This window comes from Alcanivorax hongdengensis A-11-3 (assembly GCF_000300995.1).
Classification (GTDB): domain Bacteria; phylum Pseudomonadota; class Gammaproteobacteria; order Pseudomonadales; family Alcanivoracaceae; genus Alcanivorax; species Alcanivorax hongdengensis.
Genome location: NZ_AMRJ01000008.1, coordinates 32,760 through 54,317 on the forward strand (window position 1 = coordinate 32,760; position 21,558 = coordinate 54,317).

General features: G+C 62.4%; 16 protein-coding genes. 12 read left to right on the forward strand and 4 right to left on the reverse strand.

Features of this window, described 5'->3' with window-relative positions; all coding sequences use genetic code 11:
• Positions 1 to 23: 23 nt before the first annotated feature.
• Positions 24 to 734: an osmolarity response regulator transcription factor OmpR gene (gene ompR / locus A11A3_RS06950; protein WP_008928566.1), complete on the reverse strand. Its 711-nt coding sequence runs from the start codon at positions 732 to 734 to the stop codon at positions 24 to 26.
• Between the two features lie 177 nt (positions 735 to 911).
• Between ompR and A11A3_RS06955 the strand changes: the two genes are divergently transcribed.
• From A11A3_RS06955 to A11A3_RS06985, 7 genes are all read left to right on the forward strand, one after another.
• Complete coding sequence (locus A11A3_RS06955) at positions 912 to 2,204, forward strand: efflux RND transporter periplasmic adaptor subunit (RefSeq protein ID WP_008928567.1); 1,293 nt, start codon at positions 912 to 914, stop codon at positions 2,202 to 2,204.
• Complete coding sequence (locus tag A11A3_RS06960; protein WP_008928568.1) at positions 2,197 to 5,784, forward strand: efflux RND transporter permease subunit; 3,588 nt, start codon at positions 2,197 to 2,199, stop codon at positions 5,782 to 5,784. The genes A11A3_RS06955 and A11A3_RS06960 overlap by 8 nt, the downstream gene beginning before the upstream one ends.
• A 201-nt stretch (positions 5,785 to 5,985) precedes the next feature.
• Positions 5,986 to 6,348: a response regulator gene (locus A11A3_RS06965; protein WP_008928569.1), complete on the forward strand. Its 363-nt coding sequence runs from the start codon at positions 5,986 to 5,988 to the stop codon at positions 6,346 to 6,348.
• A 106-nt stretch (positions 6,349 to 6,454) separates the two neighbouring features.
• The gene (locus A11A3_RS06970; protein ID WP_008928570.1) at positions 6,455 to 8,803 is read left to right on the forward strand and encodes a Tex family protein; all 2,349 of its coding nucleotides are present in this window, start codon (positions 6,455 to 6,457) and stop codon (positions 8,801 to 8,803) included.
• Between the two features lie 110 nt (positions 8,804 to 8,913).
• On the forward strand, positions 8,914 to 10,473 hold the full coding sequence (gene gshA / locus A11A3_RS06975) for a glutamate--cysteine ligase (RefSeq protein ID WP_008928571.1): 1,560 nt from the start codon (positions 8,914 to 8,916) through the stop codon (positions 10,471 to 10,473).
• Between the two features lie 214 nt (positions 10,474 to 10,687).
• Positions 10,688 to 12,334 (forward strand): hypothetical protein, encoded by a 1,647-nt coding sequence (locus A11A3_RS06980; protein ID WP_008928572.1) that lies wholly within the window; start codon positions 10,688 to 10,690, stop codon positions 12,332 to 12,334.
• Between the two features lie 248 nt (positions 12,335 to 12,582).
• Complete coding sequence (locus A11A3_RS06985) at positions 12,583 to 14,781, forward strand: ATP-binding protein (RefSeq protein WP_157375433.1); 2,199 nt, start codon at positions 12,583 to 12,585, stop codon at positions 14,779 to 14,781.
• Here the strand turns inward: A11A3_RS06985 and A11A3_RS06990 are convergent.
• Positions 14,776 to 15,438 carry a response regulator gene (locus A11A3_RS06990; protein ID WP_008928574.1) on the reverse strand — a complete coding sequence of 221 codons (663 nt, stop codon included), beginning with the start codon at positions 15,436 to 15,438 and terminating at the stop codon, positions 14,776 to 14,778. The genes A11A3_RS06985 and A11A3_RS06990 overlap by 6 nt on opposite strands.
• Positions 15,439 to 15,824: 386 nt before the next feature.
• On the opposite strand from A11A3_RS06990, the gene A11A3_RS06995 reads away from it, so the two are divergent.
• The 5 genes from A11A3_RS06995 (at position 15,825) to A11A3_RS07015 (ending at position 18,914) form a co-directional block, all read left to right on the forward strand.
• On the forward strand, positions 15,825 to 16,769 hold the full coding sequence (locus A11A3_RS06995) for an IS110 family transposase (protein WP_008928575.1): 945 nt from the start codon (positions 15,825 to 15,827) through the stop codon (positions 16,767 to 16,769).
• Positions 16,770 to 16,964: 195 nt separating this feature from the next.
• Positions 16,965 to 17,168 (forward strand): ribosome modulation factor, encoded by a 204-nt coding sequence (gene rmf / locus A11A3_RS07000; protein ID WP_157375436.1) that lies wholly within the window; start codon positions 16,965 to 16,967, stop codon positions 17,166 to 17,168.
• A gap of 122 nt (positions 17,169 to 17,290) precedes the next feature.
• A complete protein-coding gene (locus tag A11A3_RS07005; protein ID WP_008928577.1) occupies positions 17,291 to 17,791 on the forward strand; it encodes a disulfide bond formation protein B in 501 nt (166 codons plus the stop codon).
• Between the two features lie 48 nt (positions 17,792 to 17,839).
• Positions 17,840 to 18,205: a CidA/LrgA family protein gene (locus A11A3_RS07010; RefSeq protein ID WP_008928578.1), complete on the forward strand. Its 366-nt coding sequence runs from the start codon at positions 17,840 to 17,842 to the stop codon at positions 18,203 to 18,205.
• Positions 18,198 to 18,914, forward strand: coding sequence for an LrgB family protein (locus tag A11A3_RS07015; protein ID WP_008928579.1), 717 nt, complete (start codon positions 18,198 to 18,200; stop codon positions 18,912 to 18,914). Before A11A3_RS07010 ends, A11A3_RS07015 begins: the two co-directional genes overlap by 8 nt.
• A 29-nt stretch (positions 18,915 to 18,943) precedes the next feature.
• On the opposite strand, the gene A11A3_RS07020 is transcribed toward A11A3_RS07015, so the two are convergent.
• On the reverse strand, positions 18,944 to 20,377 hold the full coding sequence (locus A11A3_RS07020) for an esterase-like activity of phytase family protein (protein WP_008928580.1): 1,434 nt from the start codon (positions 20,375 to 20,377) through the stop codon (positions 18,944 to 18,946).
• A gap of 34 nt (positions 20,378 to 20,411) precedes the next feature.
• Positions 20,412 to 21,290 carry a hypothetical protein gene (locus tag A11A3_RS07025; protein WP_008928581.1) on the reverse strand — a complete coding sequence of 293 codons (879 nt, stop codon included), beginning with the start codon at positions 21,288 to 21,290 and terminating at the stop codon, positions 20,412 to 20,414.
• Positions 21,291 to 21,558 lie beyond the last annotated feature (268 nt).

Genomic DNA, 21,558 nt, shown 5'->3' on the forward strand with positions numbered 1-21,558 from the left:
GACGTGTTGCGTGCAAGCGTTGGTCAATCCGGCACAAACACATAGCCCACGCCCCACACTGTCTGGATATAGCGGGGTTTGGACGGGTCATCCTCCAGCAGGCGGCGCAGCCGTGACACCTGCACATCGATGGAGCGCTCCATGGCCGACCATTCCCGACCCCGGGCCAGACTCATCAACTTGTCGCGGGTGAGCGGTTCACGGGGATTCTGCACCAGCGCCTTGAGCACGGCGAACTCGCCGGTGGTGAGGTTCTGCGGATCGTCCTCCCGGTACAACAGGCGATTGGCCAGATCCAGGGTCCAGGGGCCAAAGCTCACCTGGCTCTCTTCCTTGCTGGGAGCGCCGGGCACCTCGCGCACATGGCGGCGCAGCACCGCGCGGATACGGGCATCCAGCTCACGGGGATTGAACGGTTTGGGCAGGTAATCGTCGGCACCGGCGTCCAGGCCCTCGATGCGCTCGGCATCATCGCCTTTGGCGGTGAGCATGATGATCGGCATGCGGTTGTCCGCCTCGCGCAGACGCCGGCAGATGGACAGGCCGTCCTCGCCGGGCAGCATCAGGTCCAGCACCATCAGTGAATAGATTTCCCGGGACAGGGCCCGGTCCATCTGCTCACCATCGGCCACCGCCTTGACCGTGTACCCGGCCTCTTCCAGGAAGCGCTGCAACAGGCTGCGCAGGCGGGCATCATCGTCCACCACCAGAATCTTGTCTTGCTGTTCGCTCACTTGGCCTCCTGAAATCACCGTTACCGGGCCCTTCATTTACGCCCGGAACGCCCGGGACGCAAGTTAACGGCCCGACAACTTTGTATATAAACATTGCCGTCTCATGCCATAGGCACTATGCGAATGAGCCGTTAAAGTAAGACCCTTTGATAATAATTATTGATAAAGGATCGTCCCTTGCGCGAGTGGCTGCGAAAAATCCCCCCCATTGCGCGGGTGCTGCTGGGCACCCTGATCGCCATTGTCGTGCTGGCGATCAGCAAACCCTCGGCCCCCACCCAACCCGCCGGCGAACATCCGGCGCGGGTGCGTTATATGGTGGCACAACCGGCCAGTCATGCGCCGCAGATCCAGCTGTTCGGTCGCATCCAGTCACCCCGCGATGCCCAGCTCACCGCCGTGGTCACCGCCAATGTGGATCGCATCCCGGTACGGGCCGGCAACCGGGTGGCCAAGGGCGACCTGCTGATCCAGCTGGATGACAGTGAAGTGACCCTCGCCCGGGACCGGGCCAAAGCCGCCCGCGATGAAGCCGCCGCCCAGCTGGAGACCACCCGCCTGCGCGCGCAAAGCGACCGGGAAGCGCTCAAGCTGGAAGAGAAGCTCACCAAACTGTCGCGCCAGAATTACCAGCGCCTGCTGTCACTGAAAGACAAGAAACTGATTTCCCAGACCCAGCTGGACCAGGCCAGTGAAAACCTGGCTCGGGCGGAGCTGTCGCTGACCCAGCGGCAGCTGACCGTAAAGGATTCCGCCAACGAACTGGCCCGGGTCCAGGCCCGGCTGGCCAGCGCCCAGGCCCAATTGGAGCAGGCCGAACTGGACCTCAAGCGCACCCGCGTGGAAGCGCCCTTCAGTGGCAGCATCACCGATGTGAGCGTGGCCCCCGGCGAGCGAGTGCGCCCCGGCGAACCGCTGGTCAGCCTGTATGCGGACCAGGACCTGGAAGTACGCGCCCAGATTCCCGAGCGGTACCTGCCGGCGGTGCGCGAGGGCCTCAAGCAGGGCCCGCTGGATGCCCGCACTGAACTGGAAGGCCAGACCCACCCGCTCAGCCTGACCCGACTGGCCGCCAGCGCGGTGAGTTCCCGCGGCGGCATCGACGGCCTCTTTAGCTTTGACCGGGGCACCCCGGCCACCGCCCTGGGCCGCCCACTCAGCATCGTGCTCACCCTGCCGGCCCGCCCGGATCTTCTGGCCCTGCCCGCCAGCGCCCTGCACGGCCTGGACCGGCTCTACCGCATCGGCGACCAGGGCCACCTGGAGCGGGAAGAGGCCCATATCGTCGGCGAGGCCCTGGAAGGCCCGGACCCGCTACTGCTGCTCAGCGCCCCCGGCATCCACGCCGGTGACCATGTAATGATCACCCAGCTGCCCCAGGCCATTGCCGGGCTGCCGGTGGATGCCCGCCCGCAGGCCAGCGAGGACGACAGCGACGCGCCGGCCGGTCAGGAGAACGGCGGTGAGTGAACCGCGCGGCCTGATCGCCAGCTTCGCCCGTCACCAGGTCGCCGCCAACCTGCTGATGGTGCTGATGATCATGCTCGGCCTGCTGGGCTGGCATAAGCTCAATACCCAGCTGTTTCCGGATTTCGACTTCGACTATGTCACCGTCACCATTCCCTGGCGCGGGGCCAGCCCGGAGGACATCCAGCGCTCCATCACCATCCCGGTGGAACAGGCGCTCAAGACCCTGCCCGATACCCGCAAGCTGATTGCCCGCTCCCAGCAGGGTGCGGCGGCCATCTTCATCGAACTGGAAGACGGCAGTGACATCGGCCTGGCACTGGACGAGGTACGCCAGCGTATCGACTCCATCCGCAACCTGCCCCAGGACGCGGAACGGCCGGTGATCCAGAAGATCACGCCCTATACCCTGGTCACCTCGATCCTGGTATCCACCGACCATGGCACCCGCGAGGAGTTGCGCCCGGTGGTGCGCAAGATGGAAGACGAGCTGCTGGCACTGGGCGTCGGCAAGGTGGAATTCGTCGGCCTGCCGGACGAGGAAATGGCCATCCAGGTGCCCACCAGCACGCTCCACGACCTGGGCCTGACCCTCAACCAGATCGCCAGCCAGGTGCGCGATTCCAGCCAGGACATTCCCGCCGGCACCGTGGGCCGTGATGACGCGGCCAAGCAGCTGCGGGCACTGGGCCAGCGCCGCGACGAGAAGACCTTTGCCGACCTGCCACTGCTGGACAATGCCAGCGGCAAGCGCCTGACCCTGGGCGATGTGGCCATCATCAAGCGCCGCCCCCGGGACGACCAGGCCACCCTCACCTACCAGGGCAAACCGGCCATCGAGTTGCGCGTCATGCAGGGCAAGGACGACGACATGCTGGACCTGGCCGCCAAGGTACAGACCTGGGCCGAGGGCCACCGTCACGACCTGCCCCAGGGCGTGCACATGACCTTCTACTTCCAGACCTGGAAGCATGTAAAGGAACGCATCCATACCCTGGTCAGTAACGGCCTGTCCGGGCTGGTGCTGGTGATCGCCACCCTGTTCTTCTTCCTCAACATGCGCGTGGCCCTGTGGGTGACCATGGGCATTCCGGTGTCCTTCCTTACCACCCTGGGGCTGCTGTGGCTGTTTGGCGGCTCGATCAACATGATCAGCCTGTTCGGCCTGATCCTGGCCCTGGGGCTGATTGTCGATGACGCCATTGTGGTGGGCGAAGACACGCTCACCCACCTGCAGCAGGGGGAGTCCGCCCAGCGCGCCGCCCTGGGCGGCGCCAAACGCATGTTCTGGCCGGTGGTGGCATCTTCCACCACCACCATCGCCGCCTTCCTGCCGCTGGGCATGATGGGCGGCGCCATGGGCAAGATCGCCTTCGACATTCCCTTCGTGATGATCTGCGTAATCATCGCCTCGCTGATGGAATGCTTCCTGGTGCTGCCGGGTCACTTGCACCATGCCTTCCGCGGTGTGGAGCTCAAGCCCAGCGCCCTGCGCCAGCGTATTGATGGTGGCTTCGACCGCCTGCGCGAGCAGCGCTTCCGGCCGCTGGTCTACTGGGCCATCCGCAACCGGGTTCTGGTCAGTGTGTCGGCCATCTGCGCCTTTGTGCTGGCACTGTCCGTGGTTGCCACCGGCTGGCTCAAGTTCACCTTCTTCCCGCCGGTGGACAGTGACCAGATCCGCGCGGTGGCAGAGTTCTCCGCCGGCACCGACACGACCACCGTGGACCACTTTCTCGACCAGCTGGAACGCACCCTCAACGAGACCAACCAGGAACTCGGTGGCCACCTGGTGCATACCGTCATCAGCCACCACGGCGCCGCCGCCGGGTTCCCCAATATCGGCGGGCGCCAGGACAAGTTCGGCGATGAATTCGGCACCCTGGTGGTGGAGGTCTATACCGGCGCTGACCGGGAGATTACCAACGACGAGCTGATGCAGGCCTGGCGCCAGAAACTCAAGATGCCCGCCGGGCTCGACCAGCTGACCATCACCCAGGGCGATGCCGGCCCGCCGGGCAAACCGGTGGAGATCAAGCTCACCGGCAGTGACGTACCCACCCTCAAACAGGCATCGCTGGAACTGCAGGACCGGCTGTCCGGCTTTGCCGGCATCAGCAACGTGGACGACGACCTGCCCTACGGCAAGGAGCAGCTCACCTTCCAGCTCACCCCCAAGGCCCGGGCCCTGGGGCTGACCCTCAGCGAGGTGGCCAGCCAGCTACGGGCCGCCTTTGATGGCAGCCTGGCGCAGCTCTACAACGACGAGGACGAGGAAATCGAGGTACGGGTGATCCTGCCGGACGCGGAGCGGCGCCAGTTCACCGCCCTGGAACGCCTGCCCATCATTACCCGCGAAGGCGAGGCCATCCCGTTGCGCGACGTGGTGCACTTCAAGGCGCGCAAGGGCGTGGACCTGCTGCGCCGGGTGGGCGGTCAGCTGGCGGTGACCGTGTCCGCCGACCTGGACCCGGAACAGGGTAACGCCAACGAAATCATCGCCACCCTGCAACAGGGGTTACTGCCCAAGCTGCAGGCCCGCTACGGCGTTGGCGTGGACTATGAAGGCAAGCTGCAGGAGCAGGCGGAAAACCTGCGCGACATGGCCACCGGCGCGCTGCTCGGGCTGGCGCTGATCTACGTGATCCTGGCCTGGGTGTTCAGTGCCTATACCTGGCCACTAGCGATCATGACGGCCATCTTCTTCGGCTTCACCGGTGCCGTGATCGGCCACCTGCTGACCGCCCCCTTCGGCATCAAGTTTTCCATGTTCTCGATCATGGGGCTGTTCGGGCTGTCCGGCATCATCGTCAACGACTCCATCGTGCTGGTGAGCTTTTACCAGCAACTGGTCGCGGAAGGCATGGAGCGCTACCAGGCCATTGTGGAAGCCTGCGTGCGCCGTCTGCGGGCCGTGCTGCTGACCTCCATCACCACGGTCGCCGGGCTGCTGCCAATCCTGTTCGAGACCTCGCTGCAGGCCCAGTTCCTCAAGCCCATGGCCGTGAGCATCGTGTTCGGCCTGTTGTTCGGCACAGGTCTGATTCTGCTGGTGGTGCCAGCCATGCTGATGATCATCGAGGAACAGCAGGAAAAACTGCACGGCCTGCGCCCGTCCTCGCTGATCCGGCGCTTGCCGGGCCTGTGGCGCTTTGACCCACATCAGCACCGCCAGCAACCCATCGACAGCGGCTTTCGCGGCAGCCTGCGCTGGGCGGCCATCGCCGCCGCCCTGCTGCTGGCACTGACCGCGGCCCGCCTGCCGGTGCTGCAGCAGGCCCATGAACAGGCCCAACCCCTGCCGCTGGTGCTGCTGGCCGCCCTGCTGCTGGTCACCATGTTGGCGCTGGGCCTGGCAGTGGCGGTGCAGCTGTGGCGCCGCTGGCACCGCACCCCGTCACTGGCGAGCCTGTGGCTGTCGGTGACGGTGCTGGGCAGCTTGCTGATCCGCACTCTGCTGCCAGAACAGGCCGGGCCGTTCTGGTCCCTGGCACTGTGGGGCGTGTTCGCCGCCCTGCTGATTCTGCCGGCGTTGCACTGGGGGCGACGCAGTGCCCACACCCTCACCCGTGGCCACAAGTGACAAAATTCGGCAAAAGCTGCCGTAATTGAATAGATTACGTTTTAGACAATGGCTGCTATCATCAAGCCACTGGGGTCTGCTATCACCCGCCAGCGCCGCCTCTGGCCGCGCCAGCCACTGTGCCAACCGGTTGTGAAACCGCCGCCGGTGCTAGCACCCGTATAAGAAAGCCAATAATCGGGCCGGTCTGAGGAGAGCAGCATGGCCAAAATTCTCGTGGTGGACGATTCTCCCACCCAGCTGACCAATCTTGTCAAAATCGTTCAGGGCCAGGGCCACGATGTGGTTACCGCCAGTAACGGCATGGAAGGGGTACAGCTCGCCAGAAGTGAACATCCGGATCTGATTCTCATGGATGTGGTAATGCCGGAGCTGAACGGCTTCCAGGCCACCCGCAAGATCACCCGTGACCCGGAAACCAGCAGTATTCCGGTGATTCTGGTCACCACCAAGGACCAGGAAACCGACAAGGTCTGGGGCGAACGCCAGGGCGCGGTGGGCTATATCATCAAGCCGCCGCAGGAATCCGAGCTGATCGCCAAGATCAATGAGGTACTGGGCTGAACCCGGCCGGGTCGCAGCCACACCACCTTTTACATGTCAATCTATCAACGACCGGTTTCATTCCCTATGATTCCGGTCGTTTTCATTTCTGAAAGTTGTGCCCGCGATGCGTAGTATTGAACAGATTATTGCCGAAGAACTGAGCTGCCAGGAACGTCAGGTACAGGCCGCCGTAGCCCTGCTCGACGAAGGCGCCACCGTCCCCTTCATCGCCCGTTACCGTAAAGAGGTCACCGGCGGACTGGACGACACCCAGTTGCGTAACCTGGAAGAGCGACTGCGCTACCTGCGGGAAATGGAAGAGCGCCGCGACGCAATCCTCAAGAGTATCGCCGAGCAGGACAAGCTCACCCCGGAACTGGAAAAGGCCATCAAGGCCGCCGACACCAAGACCCGGCTGGAAGACCTCTACCTGCCCTACAAGCCCAAGCGCCGTACCCGCGCCCAGATCGCCCGCGAGGCCGGCCTGGAGCCACTGGCCGACAGCCTGCTGGCCGATCCCGACCAGAATCCCGAAGCGCTGGCCGGGGGCTACCTCAACGACGAGCACAAGATTGCCACCGCCAAGGATGCCCTGGACGGTGCCAAACAGATTCTCATGGAGCGCTTTGCGGAAAACGCCGAGCTGCTTACCCGCCTGCGCACCTTCCTGTGGGACAAGGCCCACATCCAGGCCAAGCTGGTGGACGGCAAGGAAAAGGACGGCGCCAAGTTCAGCGACTACTTCGACCACAGCGAAGCGCTCAAGGACATCCCCAGTCACCGGGCCCTGGCCCTGTTCCGCGGCCGTAACGAAGGCATCCTGCATGTTTCCATGGTGCTCCCCGAAGAGCTGGAGAGCGCCCAGCCGCACCCCTGTGAAGCCATGGTCACCGCGGTGGCCGACTGGCAGCACCAGGGCCGCGCCGCCGATGACTGGCTCAGGGAAGTGATGCGCTGGACCTGGAAGATCAAGCTCAATACCCACCTGGAAACCGAACTGCTGGGCCGCGTGCGCGAGCTGGGCGAAGAAGAAGCCATCCAGGTGTTTGCCCGCAACCTGAAGAGCCTGCTGATGGCCTCACCGGCGGGCCCCAAGTGCACCATGGGCCTGGACCCGGGCCTGCGCACCGGGGTCAAGGTGGTGGTGGTGGACGCCACCGGCAAGCTGCTGGAGCACAGCACCATCTTCCCGCACCAGCCGAGAAACCAGTGGGACCAGTCCCTGTCCGCCCTGGCTGCCCTGTGCCTGAAACACAAGGTGGAACTGATCGCCATCGGCAACGGCACCGCCAGCCGCGAGACCGACAAGCTGGCCGGTGAAGTGGTCAAGGCCAGCAAGGGCAACATCCAGAAGATCATGGTCTCCGAGGCCGGCGCCTCGGTGTACTCCGCCTCGGAACTGGCGGCGCGGGAATTCCCGGAGCTGGACGTATCCTTCCGTGGCGCGGTATCCATTGCCCGCCGCCTGCAGGACCCGCTGGCGGAACTGGTGAAGATCGACCCGAAAGCCATCGGCGTGGGCCAGTACCAACATGATGTCAGCCAGGTAAAACTGTCACGCTCACTGGACGCGGTGGTGGAAGACTGCGTGAACTCGGTGGGTGTGGATGTGAACACCGCCAGCGCGCCGCTGCTGTCGCGTATTGCCGGCCTCAACGCCACCATCGCCGGCAATATCGTCACCTACCGGGAAAAGAACGGCGCCTTCGCCAACCGCGACGGCCTCAAGCAGGTGCCGCGCCTGGGTGAAAAGACCTTCGAACAGGCCGCCGGCTTCCTGCGCATCATGAACGGCGACAACCCGCTGGACAGCTCCTCGGTGCACCCGGAAGCCTACCCGCTGGTGGAAAAGATCGCCGAGAAACACGGCCGCCCGCTCAAGGAGCTGATCGGCGATGTGCCCTTCCTCAAGAAGGTCAACGCGGCGGACTTCACCGATGACAGCTTCGGCCTGCCCACCGTCACCGACATCCTCAGCGAGCTGGAAAAACCCGGCCGCGACCCGCGCCCGGAATTCAAGGCAGCGGTGTTCAAGGAAGGGGTGGAAACCCTCAAGGACCTGAAGCCCTCCATGATCCTGGAAGGCACCGTCACCAACGTGACCAACTTCGGCGCCTTCGTCGATATTGGCGTCCACCAGGATGGCCTGGTGCATGTGTCCGCCCTGTCCGACAAGTTTGTGGAAAACCCCCACGAAGTGGTCAAGCCCGGCGACATCGTCAAGGTCAAGGTGCTGGACGTGGACCTGGATCGCAAACGCATCAGTTTGACCATGCGCATGGACGACCAGCCCGCCGAAAAAGCGGCCGGGCAACGCCCCGCCGCCCGCAAGGCCGGCGGCCCTAATCGCGGCAACCGCAACAACGGCGGCGGCAAGCGTCAGGGCCAGCAGAATGGCGGCGGCAATGGCACCGGTACCTTCGGCCAGCTGCTGGCCAACGCCATGGCCGAGAAGAAGGACAAGCGCCGCTAGTCGGTGCTTGTCGCGCCTGACCGTCTTGTTACTGTCACCGGGCAGTCCCACAATTGTCCGAATTGCGTCACACCCGCGCCGACCCACCGGCGCCCTGACCGGGCCAGACCATGACACAGCTTGAACAGCGCATCCGCGCCCTGCTTGATTCCGATGCCGCCGCCACCCTGGCGGGCATCCGTCGCGGCATCGAAAAGGAAAGCCTGCGCATTACCACCGACGGCACCCTGGCGCACACGCCACACCCGAAGGCGCTGGGCTCCGCCCTGACCCACCCCTACATCACCACCGATTACTCGGAAGCGCTGCTGGAGTTCATTACCCCGCCCAGCACCGAGCTGCACAAGCCCATCGCGTTTCTCGAACAGCTGCATCGGTACGTCTACAGCCACATCGGTGACGAGGTGCTGTGGGTCAACTCCATGCCCTGCATGATCGCCAACGACAGTGATGTGCCGGTGGCCCAGTACGGCAGCTCCAACGTGGGGCGCATGAAAACCATTTACCGGCAAGGGCTGGGCCATCGCTATGGCCGCAAGATGCAGACCATCGCCGGCATCCATTACAACTTTTCCTACCCGGAAGAATTCTGGCAGCTCAATCAGGTACTGGAAGGCGACAGTGCGCCGCTGCAGGACTACATCTCCCGGCGTTACTTTGATCTGACCCGCAACTTCCAGCGTTACTCCTGGTTGCTGGTCTATCTGTTCGGCGCCTCGCCGGCCCTGTGCCGCTCCTTCCTGGCCGGGCGCGAGCATCAGCTGGACACCTTCGACCACACCCTGTTCAAGCCCAACGCCACCAGCCTGCGCATGAGCGACCTGGGCTACCAGAACAATGCCCAGTCGTCCCTGGCGATCAGCTACAACAACCTGGATGAATACGTTCAGACCCTGACCCACGCCATCAAGACGCCGGAGCCGGCCTACGAAAAAATCGGCGTGAAAGTGGGTGAAGAATACCGTCAGCTCAATGCCAACATCCTGCAGATCGAAAACGAGTACTACTCCTCGATCCGCCCCAAGCGCACCATCAACAAGGGCGAGCGGCCCACCACCGCGTTGCAGAAACGCGGCGTGGAATACATCGAAATCCGTGCGCTGGATCTCAACCCCTTTGAACCGGTGGGCATCAACCAGCAGGAAATCCGTTTCCTGGATCTGTTCGCCACCTATTGCCTGCTGCGCGAATCGCCGCAGCTGGAAAAGTGCGACCTGAACGCCAGCAAGGAAAACCTGCGCAAGGTGGTCTACGAAGGTCGCAACACCAACGTGGAATTGAACAACTGGGGCCGTACCCGCACCCTCAAGGACTGGGCCAGCGAAAAACTGTCGCAGATGCAGCCCATCGCCGAACTGTTCGACCGCACCCACGGCGGCCACAACTATGCCGACGCTCTGGCGCGCCAGCAGGAGAAAATTCACACCCCGGATGCCACTCCGTCTGCCCGGATTCTCGACAAACTGGAAAGCCGCAAGCAGAGCTTCTTCCAGTTCGCCATGAACCAGGCCCTGGCCCACCGCGACCATTTCCTGTCACGTCAACGCTGTGACGACACCAATCGCCGCCTGGAGCAACTGGCCGAACACAGCCTCACCGAACAACAGAACTGGGAAGCGGCGGATACCCAGAGCTTCGAAGACTACCTGGCCGACTACTTCCGCGACTGACGCCCTCCCGCTCTCCCTCTGAGAGGGAGAGCAAAATGTCCTGGCTGTTTCCTGTCACGCTCTCTCTTTTTACCCCTCAAACAAGGGGGCAAGCATCGCCGCTGCCCCCGCAAACGCGGTCTACACCACCCCCTGCCGCCTCGCGATAATCGTCATCAACCTTTCAAAAACACAAACAGACGATTGCAGTCGCATGCTTTCAGGGAGGATAACCATGCTCCGACAGCCTTTGCCCCTACTGACCCTGGCCATCGGCCTGAGCCTTGCCGCCTGCGGCGGCGGTGGCGGCGGCGACAACGACACTTCCAACACAGACACAACGAGCAACCCGCCCGCCGAAACCTTCACGCTTGGCGGTACCGTCACCGGCCTGGTCAACCCCGGCCTGACACTGGAAAACAACGGCGACGACAGCCTGGCGGTGGCGGGTAACAGCTTTGTCTTCGATACCCCCTTGTCTGATGGCGGCGACTACGCCGTCACCGTCGCCAAACCTCCACGGCACCAGCTCTGTTCCACTGACAACGCCCGCGGCACGATGGCGGGTGAAAATGTGGACGATATCCGGATACTGTGCCGCTCTTGGCGTACCGATATGAAGATCGAGCAGGGCGACGGTCCCGCTTATGATCCGCAAGTCGCGGTCGACAGTGACGGTAACGCGATCGCCGTCTGGGAGCAGCACGACGGTATGATGTACAGCATCTGGGCCAACACCTACACACCTGGAACCGGCTGGGGCAGCGCCGAAACCATCGAAAGCGGGGACAAAACGGCCAGCCACCCTCAAATCACCTTTGTTAACGACACCGGAAAAGCCATTGCCGTGTGGCAACAAAGCGATGGGGCACATCGGAACATTCGGGCCAACACCTACACACCCGACAGCGGCTGGAGCACGTCATCGGTGCTGGTCGAGCAGGACGATGCCGGGGATGCCTATAACCCGCGCATCACCTCCGACGGCGCCGGCCATATCATCGCCGTTTGGTACAGGATCGTCGACTACTCAACCGCGACGATACAAACCAACACCTATAGCGCCGGCAGTGGCTGGGACGCCGCGTCCCTGACTCTGGCGAGCTTTGATATCAGCAACAGTAACTCGGCCAGCAGCCCGAAGCGCCCACAAATCGCCGCTGACGGCGCGGGCAATGTCATTGCCATCTGGCGGCAGTACGACGGCACGCGCTGGAACATCCACGCCAGAACGTCCACATTCAGCAGTGGTTGGAGCACGCCGGCGACGCTGATCGAGCACGGCGATGACGGTGATGCTCTTGCCCCGCAAATCGCCTTTGACGGTGATGGCAACGCCATCGCCGTGTGGGCGCAGGACAACGCCAGCGGCACGGACGTGCGCTACGACATCCAGGCCAACACCTATACACCCGATGGCGGCTGGGGCACGGCGACGCGAATCGAGCACGACAATGACGGCAACGCCGGATTTCCACAAATCGCCTTAGACCACGCCGGTCACGCCATCGCCGTGTGGGTTCAGAATGAAGGGATCCACTATAACATCCGGGCCAACACTTATACGCAGGAAAATGGCTGGGACACGGCGACGCTAATTGAGCAAGACGACGACGGCGACGCCAGAAGACCACGAATCGCCGTTGACGGCGACGGTCATGCCATCGCCGTGTGGCATCAGAATGATGGGGCCCATTACAACATCCGGGCCAACACCTATACGCCGAAAAATGGCTGGGACACGGCGACGCGGATTGATCACGGCGATGAGGGTGATGCTCTTGCCCCGCAAATCGCCTTTGACGACAAGGGTAACGCCACCGCCGTGTGGTACCAGGATGACGGTACCCGGGAAAACATCCGGGCCAACCGTTTCGAATAAAACCACAACACTCTGATGCTACGGTAGGGGAAATTCAAAGGCACATATCTCTACCAATCTGCCGCCCCCTCATTCGAGGGGGCAACGTACCTCTCCACCCCCCTCAAACATGGTCTGCCCTTCACCCTTCCTCCCTACATAATAGCAATGGTTACGCTGGCCAGTTTCCAGTACCCAGGCCAACCAATATGGATACCGCCGTCCTTCTTCGCTATCGTCGGCAAAGGGAAGGGAGGCGAAAAGGGATCATGACCCGAACTTCAACAACACAACAATCCACAAACGGTCGCCGGCTCAGGGTGGCACCGCGCACCTTCATGCTGGCCGTGGCCGTGCTGGTGATTCTTCTCACCGCGGCCACCACTTATGTACGTCTGACTCTCCCCTGGCTGGGTATGGACTTTACCCCCGCTGACCGGGGCGCGGGAATGACGGTTCAGCGTATTGCACCGGACTCGCCCAACCGAAGCCTCCTGAAACCCGGCATGGTGCTGCGATTCATCTCGTCTTCTTCCGGTGAAACCCTGAGACTGCATGCCGATCTACTGTTGGGCGAACCGGACATTCTCTCCTATCCCCGGCTTGACCGTTTTCTCGAAGATCAGGAACGGCTTGGCCGCATACTGCGCAACAATCCGGTGGTAACCACCGATGAGGGGCGCCAGCTGCCTATTCGCACAAGCCCCACACCGTGGACATCCTTGCTGGGCTCATTCGCTCTGCAAATCAGTTATGCGCTGGTGGCCTTTTTTATCAGTGTCGGTATCTGGGTGGTGAGGCCGGGCCAGGCCGCCACACGCTTCTTCGCCCTGTCCGGGCTGAGCGTGCTGATCAACGAACTGCCACTGTCGATTTACAACAGCCGTGAGCTGTACATCAGCCACTCTCTGTTCGAAACCCTGTCGGCGATCAATCACCTGGGCTCACTGGCCATCTGCGCATCGCTGGTCTCTCTTTTCTGGGTCTATCCGCGTCGACTGGTAAACCGCCCCATGCTGGTGCCCGCCCTGCTGGCCACGGCGGGAGGCATCTGCTGGTTGCTGACGCTGATGCGCACCGGTGAAGGAGCCCGCACCACCGTCTACCTGCCCATCCTGATCAGCTATGGCATCGGCCTGGTGTTCGCCGCCCTGCAATGGCGCGCCAGCCGCCACCACCCCACCGATCGGGCGGCGTTGAAATGGTGCCTGTTGGCCATCTTCACCGGTACCGTGATGCTGATCGGCATGGTCACCATTCCACCGGTATTCGGGGCCGCGCCCCTTGTCCCGATCGCCATCGGCTACTCCGGCTTCCTGATGGTCTATCTGGGTCTGGCCGCCGGGTTACTTCGCTACCGGCTGTTCGATATCGAACGCTGGTGGTTCAAGACCTGGCTGTGGTTTGCCGCCGGCCTGCTGGTCATTCTTATCGACTTCGCCTTGATCTTTTTTCTCAAACTGGCGGATCACTACGCCCTGGCCCTTTCTCTGGCGGTATCCGGCTGGGTGTACTTTCCGCTACGCCAGCAGCTGTGGCAGAAAATCAGCAAACAGCACGGTGCCTCCCGAGAACAGACCCTGCAGGAAATCGTCGACAAGCTGTTCTCCGCCGCCGGCGAACAGGAAATCAGCACGGCCTGGCCAAGCCTGCTCAAGCACACCTTCCAGCCGTTGCAACTGAAGATACATGACCAGACCGTGGAAGGCCTGACCATCTCCGCGGATGGGGTTCGCATGCTGGTACCGCCACTGGGACCGCAGGGCGTATCGCTGATGCTGGAATTCCCGAGCCAGGGCGGCCGGCTTTTTTCACCGGAAGACCTGCGCATTGCCGACCTGCTCTACAACCTCACCGCCAAGGCCCTGCAGGGACTGCGTGCCCGGGAAGCCGGCGCCGAGCTGGAACGCAATCGCATGATGCGTGACCTCCATGATGACCTGGGCGCCCGGCTGCTGGATGTGGTCTACGCGGCAGACAGCCCGCGCTGTCGGGATATGGCGCTGCAGGCCATCGAGGATCTGCACGGACTGGTGGACACCACGGCGGGGCAGGCGGTTTCACTCAGGCATCTTTGTACCAATTGCGAAGGGGAAACCCGGGCCAGGCTCAACGAAACGCCCCTGACGCTGGACTGGCGGGTGCCCGAATCCCTGCCCGAGCGCATGACCTCGGCGCGCGCCTCCGCCAACATCACCCGCACGCTGCGCGAAGCGGTGACCAATATCATCCGCCATGCCAACGCCAGCCAGGTAAAGATCCACTGGCAAATGAGCAGGCACTTTCTCACCATTACGGTGGATGATGATGGTGAGGGCGGCTCGCCCACTGACTGGTCAACCGGCCACGGCACCAAGACCATTCGCACCCGCACCCGCGACCTGGGCGGTTCCGTTACCTGGCGCAACAACCGCCATGGCGGTTGTCAGCTGGAGATCTGCCTGCCCATGCCGCTGAACAGTTCATAGGCCCGGCTGGATCATGCCCAGCCGGATGGCCTCCTGGGTGGCTTCCGCGCGGGAGGACACTTCCAGTTTGCGATAAATATTCTTCACATGCCCGGCAATGGTATGGCGACTGATTGCCAGGGCTTCGGCGGCCTTGGACAGGGTGAAACCCTTGGCAATCAGCTCCAGCACTTCTTCTTCCCGGGGGGTGAGTTCCTGTTCCGGCGGTTCCTGGGTCTGCAGGAAGGTGGCCAGCATGCGGTGGGCAATGGCCGGTGACAGTGGCGGCTCGCCCTTGACGATACCGCGCAGACGCCCGGCCAGCTCTTGCTGCGATTGCTGCTTGAGCAGATAACCGGCGGCGCCGGCCCGCAGCGCCCGGAAAACATGCCGGTCATCGTCATGGATGGTAACCACCACACTCAGGCACGCCGGGTTTTCCTGGCGCAACTGACGAATGAAATCGATGCCGGTGCCATCCGGCAGACTGAGATCCACCAGCGCCAGCTCCACGGTCAGACCGGCGGCGGCCAGGTGTTCACATTTGGCCCGCGCCTCTTCCAGCCCCTTGGCCACGCTGATGGTCATGGCCGGGAACACATCACTGAGCACCTGTTTGAGCCAGTGCTGTGCCCCCTCATGATCCTCAAGAATCAAACCTACTTTCACGGTCTCCATCCCGATCCTGTCCGTTATTATCAGCCTACGCCCCTGCCGCCTCAGGTCCACCCCCACAATGAGGGGTAATGGCCGCATCGGCTGGACAGGGCAACCAGCGAGTCAGCCTGTGGGAGTTTGCTTGCAAACGAAAGAGCATTCGCGTGCAAGCACGCTTGTATGGTTTCCCGGCGAGTCTTAAAAGGAAAAGACTTGTCGGGGTGGAGGGACCAAGCACGCTTCTGACCCTTGGGTACAGACTGTGGGAGATATGGCCCCACCCCGCACCTTCAAACGCCGATAAGGAATCCATCGGCTGAGCGCACACTCAGACCGACGATACTTTGCAAGCCAGCGTTACGGTGCGCCCCGACAAGCCCGTTTAACCTAGCTGAGAGGGGCACCCCATGGCAATGCCGGCAAGCCGCCCGGAGATCGGGATTGATGTAGCCAAAGACAACCTGGTTATCCATCTTCAGGGCCTCAATCAAACCCTCACCATCGACAATACTCCCCAGGCCATCCGCCAATGGCTGGCTACCCTTCCCAAAGGCTGTGATATCGCCATTGAGGCAACCAGCACCTATCACATGGACGTCACCGAGCGCGCACACACCAAGGGCCATCGGGTCTATGTGGTGGACGGCTACCGCCTCAGCAATTACCGCAAAGGCGTTGGCGGGCGGGCCAAGACGGATCTGGCCGATGCCCAGTTGCTGGCCCGCTATCTGCACAACGAGAAAGACGAGTTACGTCAGTGGAGCCCGCCCCCCAAGGCGTACCGGCTGCTGCAGAGTCTGCTGCGCCGCCGAGCGGCCTTGGTCAAAGCCCGCACGGCGTTATGCCAGAGCCTGAGCGGAGAACCGGCGCTCAAGGCCCCTCTGCATGCCCTGATCACTGAGATGGATCGCATTGACAGTCTGATCCAAAAACGCCTCAAGAACGCGGTGAAGGAGGCTGGCTTACAGGATCAGGTTCAACGTTGCGAGGCGATCAATGGGATCGGCGAGATCACCGCCATTGCCTTGGTCATGGCCTTCCTGAGAGGGGACTTCAAGAATAGCGATGCCTTCGTTGCCTTCCTGGGATTGGATGTCAGAGTCCGTGACTCGGGCAAACTGACAGGCAAACGCAAGCTGACCAAGCAAGGGGATACAGAAGTCAGGCGACTGCTACACTGCGCCGCCATGAGTGCATCACGGCACCCCGTCTGGCGCGCCTTCTATCAGCGCTATCGGGATCGGGGGCTGAAAACCACTCAAGCCTTGGTCATCCTGGCCAGGAAGATGGCTCGCACCGCATTCGCCCTGATGAAGCAGCAACAGGCGTATTGCCCCGCAAAGCTCTTTTAACTGTTGCGAGGCACCATAGAATCTCCCACGCACACTCACAGAGAACCGGTTTCTGCGCAGGATGAACAACCAGCGGTCGACCCGCTGCTTACGCCCATCCAGATGTCACGTTTTTCCTACAAAAATGCGCGCCAGGTCGCCTTGTTCAATGGTACCCGAGTGCTAGTCTGGGAGCGTCCCGGCATGGAGGAAGCCATGAACGGCCCGGAAGCACAGGATCAGAACGCCGCAAGAGAAAAAGCCTACAACCGAGGTTGCATGTGGGGAATGTCAGGGAATGATGACAGCCACTGTCCTTACCAGGACGAGGAGCTGGCCCGCTGGTGGCTGATTGGCTGGCAGGATGGCCACAGTGCCTGGCAGGACCGCAGTGATCAGCAGACCAAGGCCAGTTGCTAGCCGTTTTGGCGCGCCCCCTTTGCAGCCTTGAACAGCCCGGCTGACCACTCCCCGGCCCGGCAAGCTTGCCGCCGTGCCGGCTTTTGCCTAACCTTCTCCGGTCTTCTGCAAAAGAGTCTGCCATGCCGTCCCCTCGCCTGCTCAATCTGCTTGCCTTTCTCGCCTGCATGGTCGCCATTGGCGGTGCCCTGTTCCTGCAGCATGTGGAAGGGCTGGAACCCTGCCCGCTCTGTATCTTCCAGCGAGTGGGCGTGATCGCCGCCGCCCTGATACTACTGGTCGCCATGCTGCATGGCCCCAAGGCCCTTGGGGTACGGATCTATGGCGCCCTGACTGGCCTGGCCGCTGTGGCCGGCGGGGCCGTGTCCATTCGCCATATCTGGTTGCAACATCTGCCCGCCGACCAGGTCCCCGCCTGTGGTCCGGGCCTCAACTACATGCTCGACGTGTTCCCTCTGAAGGATGTACTGGCTCAGGTACTGGCCGGCTCCGGCGAGTGTGCCGAAGTGCACTGGAGCCTGCTCGGCGTGAGCTTGCCGGGCTGGTCATTGCTGGTGTTTGTCGGTCTTCTGGTCGTGGCACTGGTACAATTGTTCCGTCCCCTGCCGCCCCGGGCCGCCTGATAACGGCTGCCGGGCGGCGCGTCTTCACGCCAGCCCCGGGCTTGCTCCATGATCGACGGTTTACTGATTCTTCTGCTGTTCCAGTTCTTTGGCGAAATCATCGTTCGCCTCACCGGCCTGCCCCTGCCCGCGTCAGTGGTGGGCATGGTGCTGTTGCTGCTGGCCCTGCTGCTGGAGACGCCCTTCACCCAGCGAGTGGCCCCCGCCGCCGGCGGCCTGATCAAGCACATTAGTCTGCTGATCTTCCCGCTCGGCGTGGGCATCGTGCTGCAGTGGGACCGTTACCAGGACAATGCCCTGGCTCTGGGCGTGGCAGTGGTGCTGGGCACGCTGATCAGCCTGGTACTGGTGACGCTGATGCTGAAGGTGCTGTTCCGCGACGGTGGCCGCAAGGGGGAAACGCCCCATGAATGAGCTGACCGGCCTGGTACACACGCCCCTGTTCGGCATTCTGCTGACCCTGGCCAGCTACCGGCTGGCCCTGTGGATCTACGGGCGCAGCCATGCCCTGCCGCTGTTCCATCCTTTTATTGTCGCGTCCATTCCGGTGATCGTGATTCTGCCACTGGTGGGCGTGGACTATACCGAATACCGGCAACAGACCAGTGCCATTTCCTTCCTGCTGGGCCCGGCCACGGTAGCGCTGGCCTGGCCACTTTACCGTCAGCTACACACGGTGCGCAGTGTCTGGAAACCCATATTGATTGCCACCGCCATCAGTGCCGTATTGTGCGCGGGGATTGCCGTGGGGCTGGCCTGGTGGCTGGGCGCGCCCTCCGCCGTGGTCGGCTCGCTGGCGCCCAAATCCATCACCACACCGATTGCCGTGGAAGTGGTCAAATCCACTGGTGGCTATGTGTCGCTGGCCGCCGGGGCGGTGGCCATCACCGGTATTGTCGGTGCCCTGGCCGCCGGGCCGGTATTCCGCCTGCTGCGGGTCACCGATCACCGCATCCGCGGTTTTGCCCTGGGGCTGGTGGCCCATGCCATTGGCACGGCACGGGCCTTTGAATACGGGGAAAAGGCCGGCGCCTTTGCCGGCCTGGCGCTGGGCCTGTGCGGACTGTTCACCGCACTGGCCCTGCCCTGGGTGTGGCCCTGGATTGCCGGCCTGCTCGGCTAGGGCCTGTTCACACCAGGCACCATCCCGCCTTACTTGACGGACAGATCCGCCGGCACGATGTAGAGACGGTTGCCATCAATGGTATTGCTGTCGAGCATCTTCTGCTCCAGCTCACCGCTGGCGGTGGACCAGGTGGCAAAGTCATCATCGTTGAGCACGCCGAGAGTCTTGCTGTCGATCACCCAGAGGCCTTCCATCTTGTCGTGGGGGTAGCTCACCTGGGCCACCATATCCACCACCAGATGCTTTTCCACCGGCACGATGTTGTGGGCGGCCAGGCCGGCCCAGCCGTCTGCCTGCACCACTTCCTCCAGGGTCTTGCCCGCAATGGTCAGACCCAGGTCCGCGTCCTGGCTCAGGTCACCGCCGGTGGCCAGGGTCTCCAGGTTGGTACCGGTGCTCAGGTCGATGCGGTAAACGGTTTTCTGGGCGGCCGGCTTGGCCGCGGCGGCGCCATCCGGACCGCCATACAGGAAGCTGCCGTCACGCTCCAGCACCAGAAACTGGGTAGCACTCAGGGCGGCCAGCTCGGAGTTGGAGTTCTGGTTTTTCTCCTGTTTGTACAGGTACTGACCGATGCTGCCATCGTCCAGGTTGATGGTGACGATGCGGGTAAGGTTCAGGTCGCGGACACCCTTGTCCGGGTTGTCCATGGTCGACTGCATGATGCCCACCAGGGTTTTCTCGTCCGGGGTGATCGCCAGGCCTTCCATGCCGCGGTTGGCACGGCGATTGGCAAACTCCGCCGGCAGGGTGTAATCGTCGCGGCTGTCGCCGGCGAACGGATTGATACGGCCGATTTCCTTGCCGTCGGCATCGAAGTGCACGATGTGCGGGCCATATTCGTCAGACACCCAGAAGGTGCCATCACTGAGCGCCACCATGCCTTCGCCATCCAGGCCGTAATCATCCAGGCGCAGTGGGTTGGTATCCGCATCATAGGGCTGGGCCGGGTCTTCCAGTACCGGGGAGCCATCGGCGTTGTAGGGCGTCTCGCCGGTACCACCCAGTGCGCTGCTGTTGGGCAGCCCGGTGATCAGGGTGCCATCCGGGCGCTTGAGCAGGATGGTATCGAGCAACACCACCTTGCCCTCGTCGGTCACTTCGAAGTGACCGATGCGCGGCGTGTAATCCGGGGTGGGGAATTTCTTGCCCTTGCCATAGTTACCGGTGAAGGTGGCGTTGGGGCCCCGGTCAGTGAGTGCATAAAAACGGCGTTTGTTGGCCGGATCACCGGTCATGGAGGAACCATAACCGCCATTGCGCACTTCAAAGGGCTGCTGGGTATTGGCATCGATCAGGTCGGAACGCAGCACCGTATAGGGCAGCGCCACGCCTTGCGCCGGAAAATTGTCGGCCAGCGAGGCGGACGAGGTGGCGGCACTGTTACTGGAGGAGTCACCACCGCAGCCGGAAAGCAGGGCGGCGGAGACCACGGAGGCAAGCAAAGTTTTCTTGAACATGGACACGTTCCTTGGTGTTTTTTTCAGGGAAATATCAGGGCTGACAGAAGCTGCTGTCGTACTGGTAGACAAACCGCGTCTTGGTCTGGCCATCGGGCTCCACCCAGCTGCTCAGACCACGCAGGGCATCAAAGGCCTGCCGCGCGCGATTCACCACCTTGCGGGTGTAGTCCGCAGACGGGTCTTCATACTTGAAGGAAATCTCGGCCACCGCCGGTGACTGACTGCCGGAAGGTGTGCCGGCATACCAGAGCGTGATGCTGATCTCGGCATCGTGCTGGCCCAGATCAATATCCACATTGCGATAGACGCGCTCTGTTACCGTCAGGCCGCCGACCACGGACAGGGTCAGGTTGTCATCCAGGCCGTAGTCATCCTCGAAGCCGGGAAAATGGGCATGGACATCATCCATGTGATTGAGGGTGCGACTGTTGGGCGCTTTGGTGGAGTGGCTGTACACCACCTTGAACGGCACGCTGCTGGTGGCGCCGACATCGGCTTCCAGTTTGCTTTCGGCACCGTTGGTACTGGAAGACAGATCCTCGAAATCCGCGATGTAACGGTCCGGGCTGCGAAATTTCAGCGTGACTTCCGAATCGCCATTTTCCACCCGCTCGCGAAAGCTGTAACCCAATTGTTCCAGCATGCAGGAGCCCGGCGTGTCGAAAAACCGCACCTGCCGGTCATGGTCCAGGGTGGCGGTGCCGGTGACATTGCGGTCGATGGCATTCTCGATGGCCGGCTTGACCGCCTGCATCAGGCTCTGCACCGCGGTCTGTTCACTCTGGTAATGGAACTGGCTGGCATCGAGGATCAGTTTGTATTCGCGGGAAATCACATCCGGATTGGCCTGTACCGGCAGGGTCGCCAGCGCGCCCAGCATTGCCAGACCACCGGCAAGAAAGTGTTTCATTGTTATTGCCCCCAGGTTTCATGGCTCCGGCAACGCCGGCTGCCCTGGGACTGTAGGAGGCGGTAATGACGCTTTGGTGACCACAAGCTGAAGAAAACGTTGCCGATCAGCGACATGCCCATTCAGGGCACACCGTTCTTATAAGCAGCGCCGCTTTATGAAAAATTCGTCTTTTGCCGCAACTGTCTGAGACACCAATGCTTTTCCCCGTTTGCAGGCCTGCCGGGAAAGATCGTCACTTTCTGTCCATTGCAGGTGACGAAAGCGG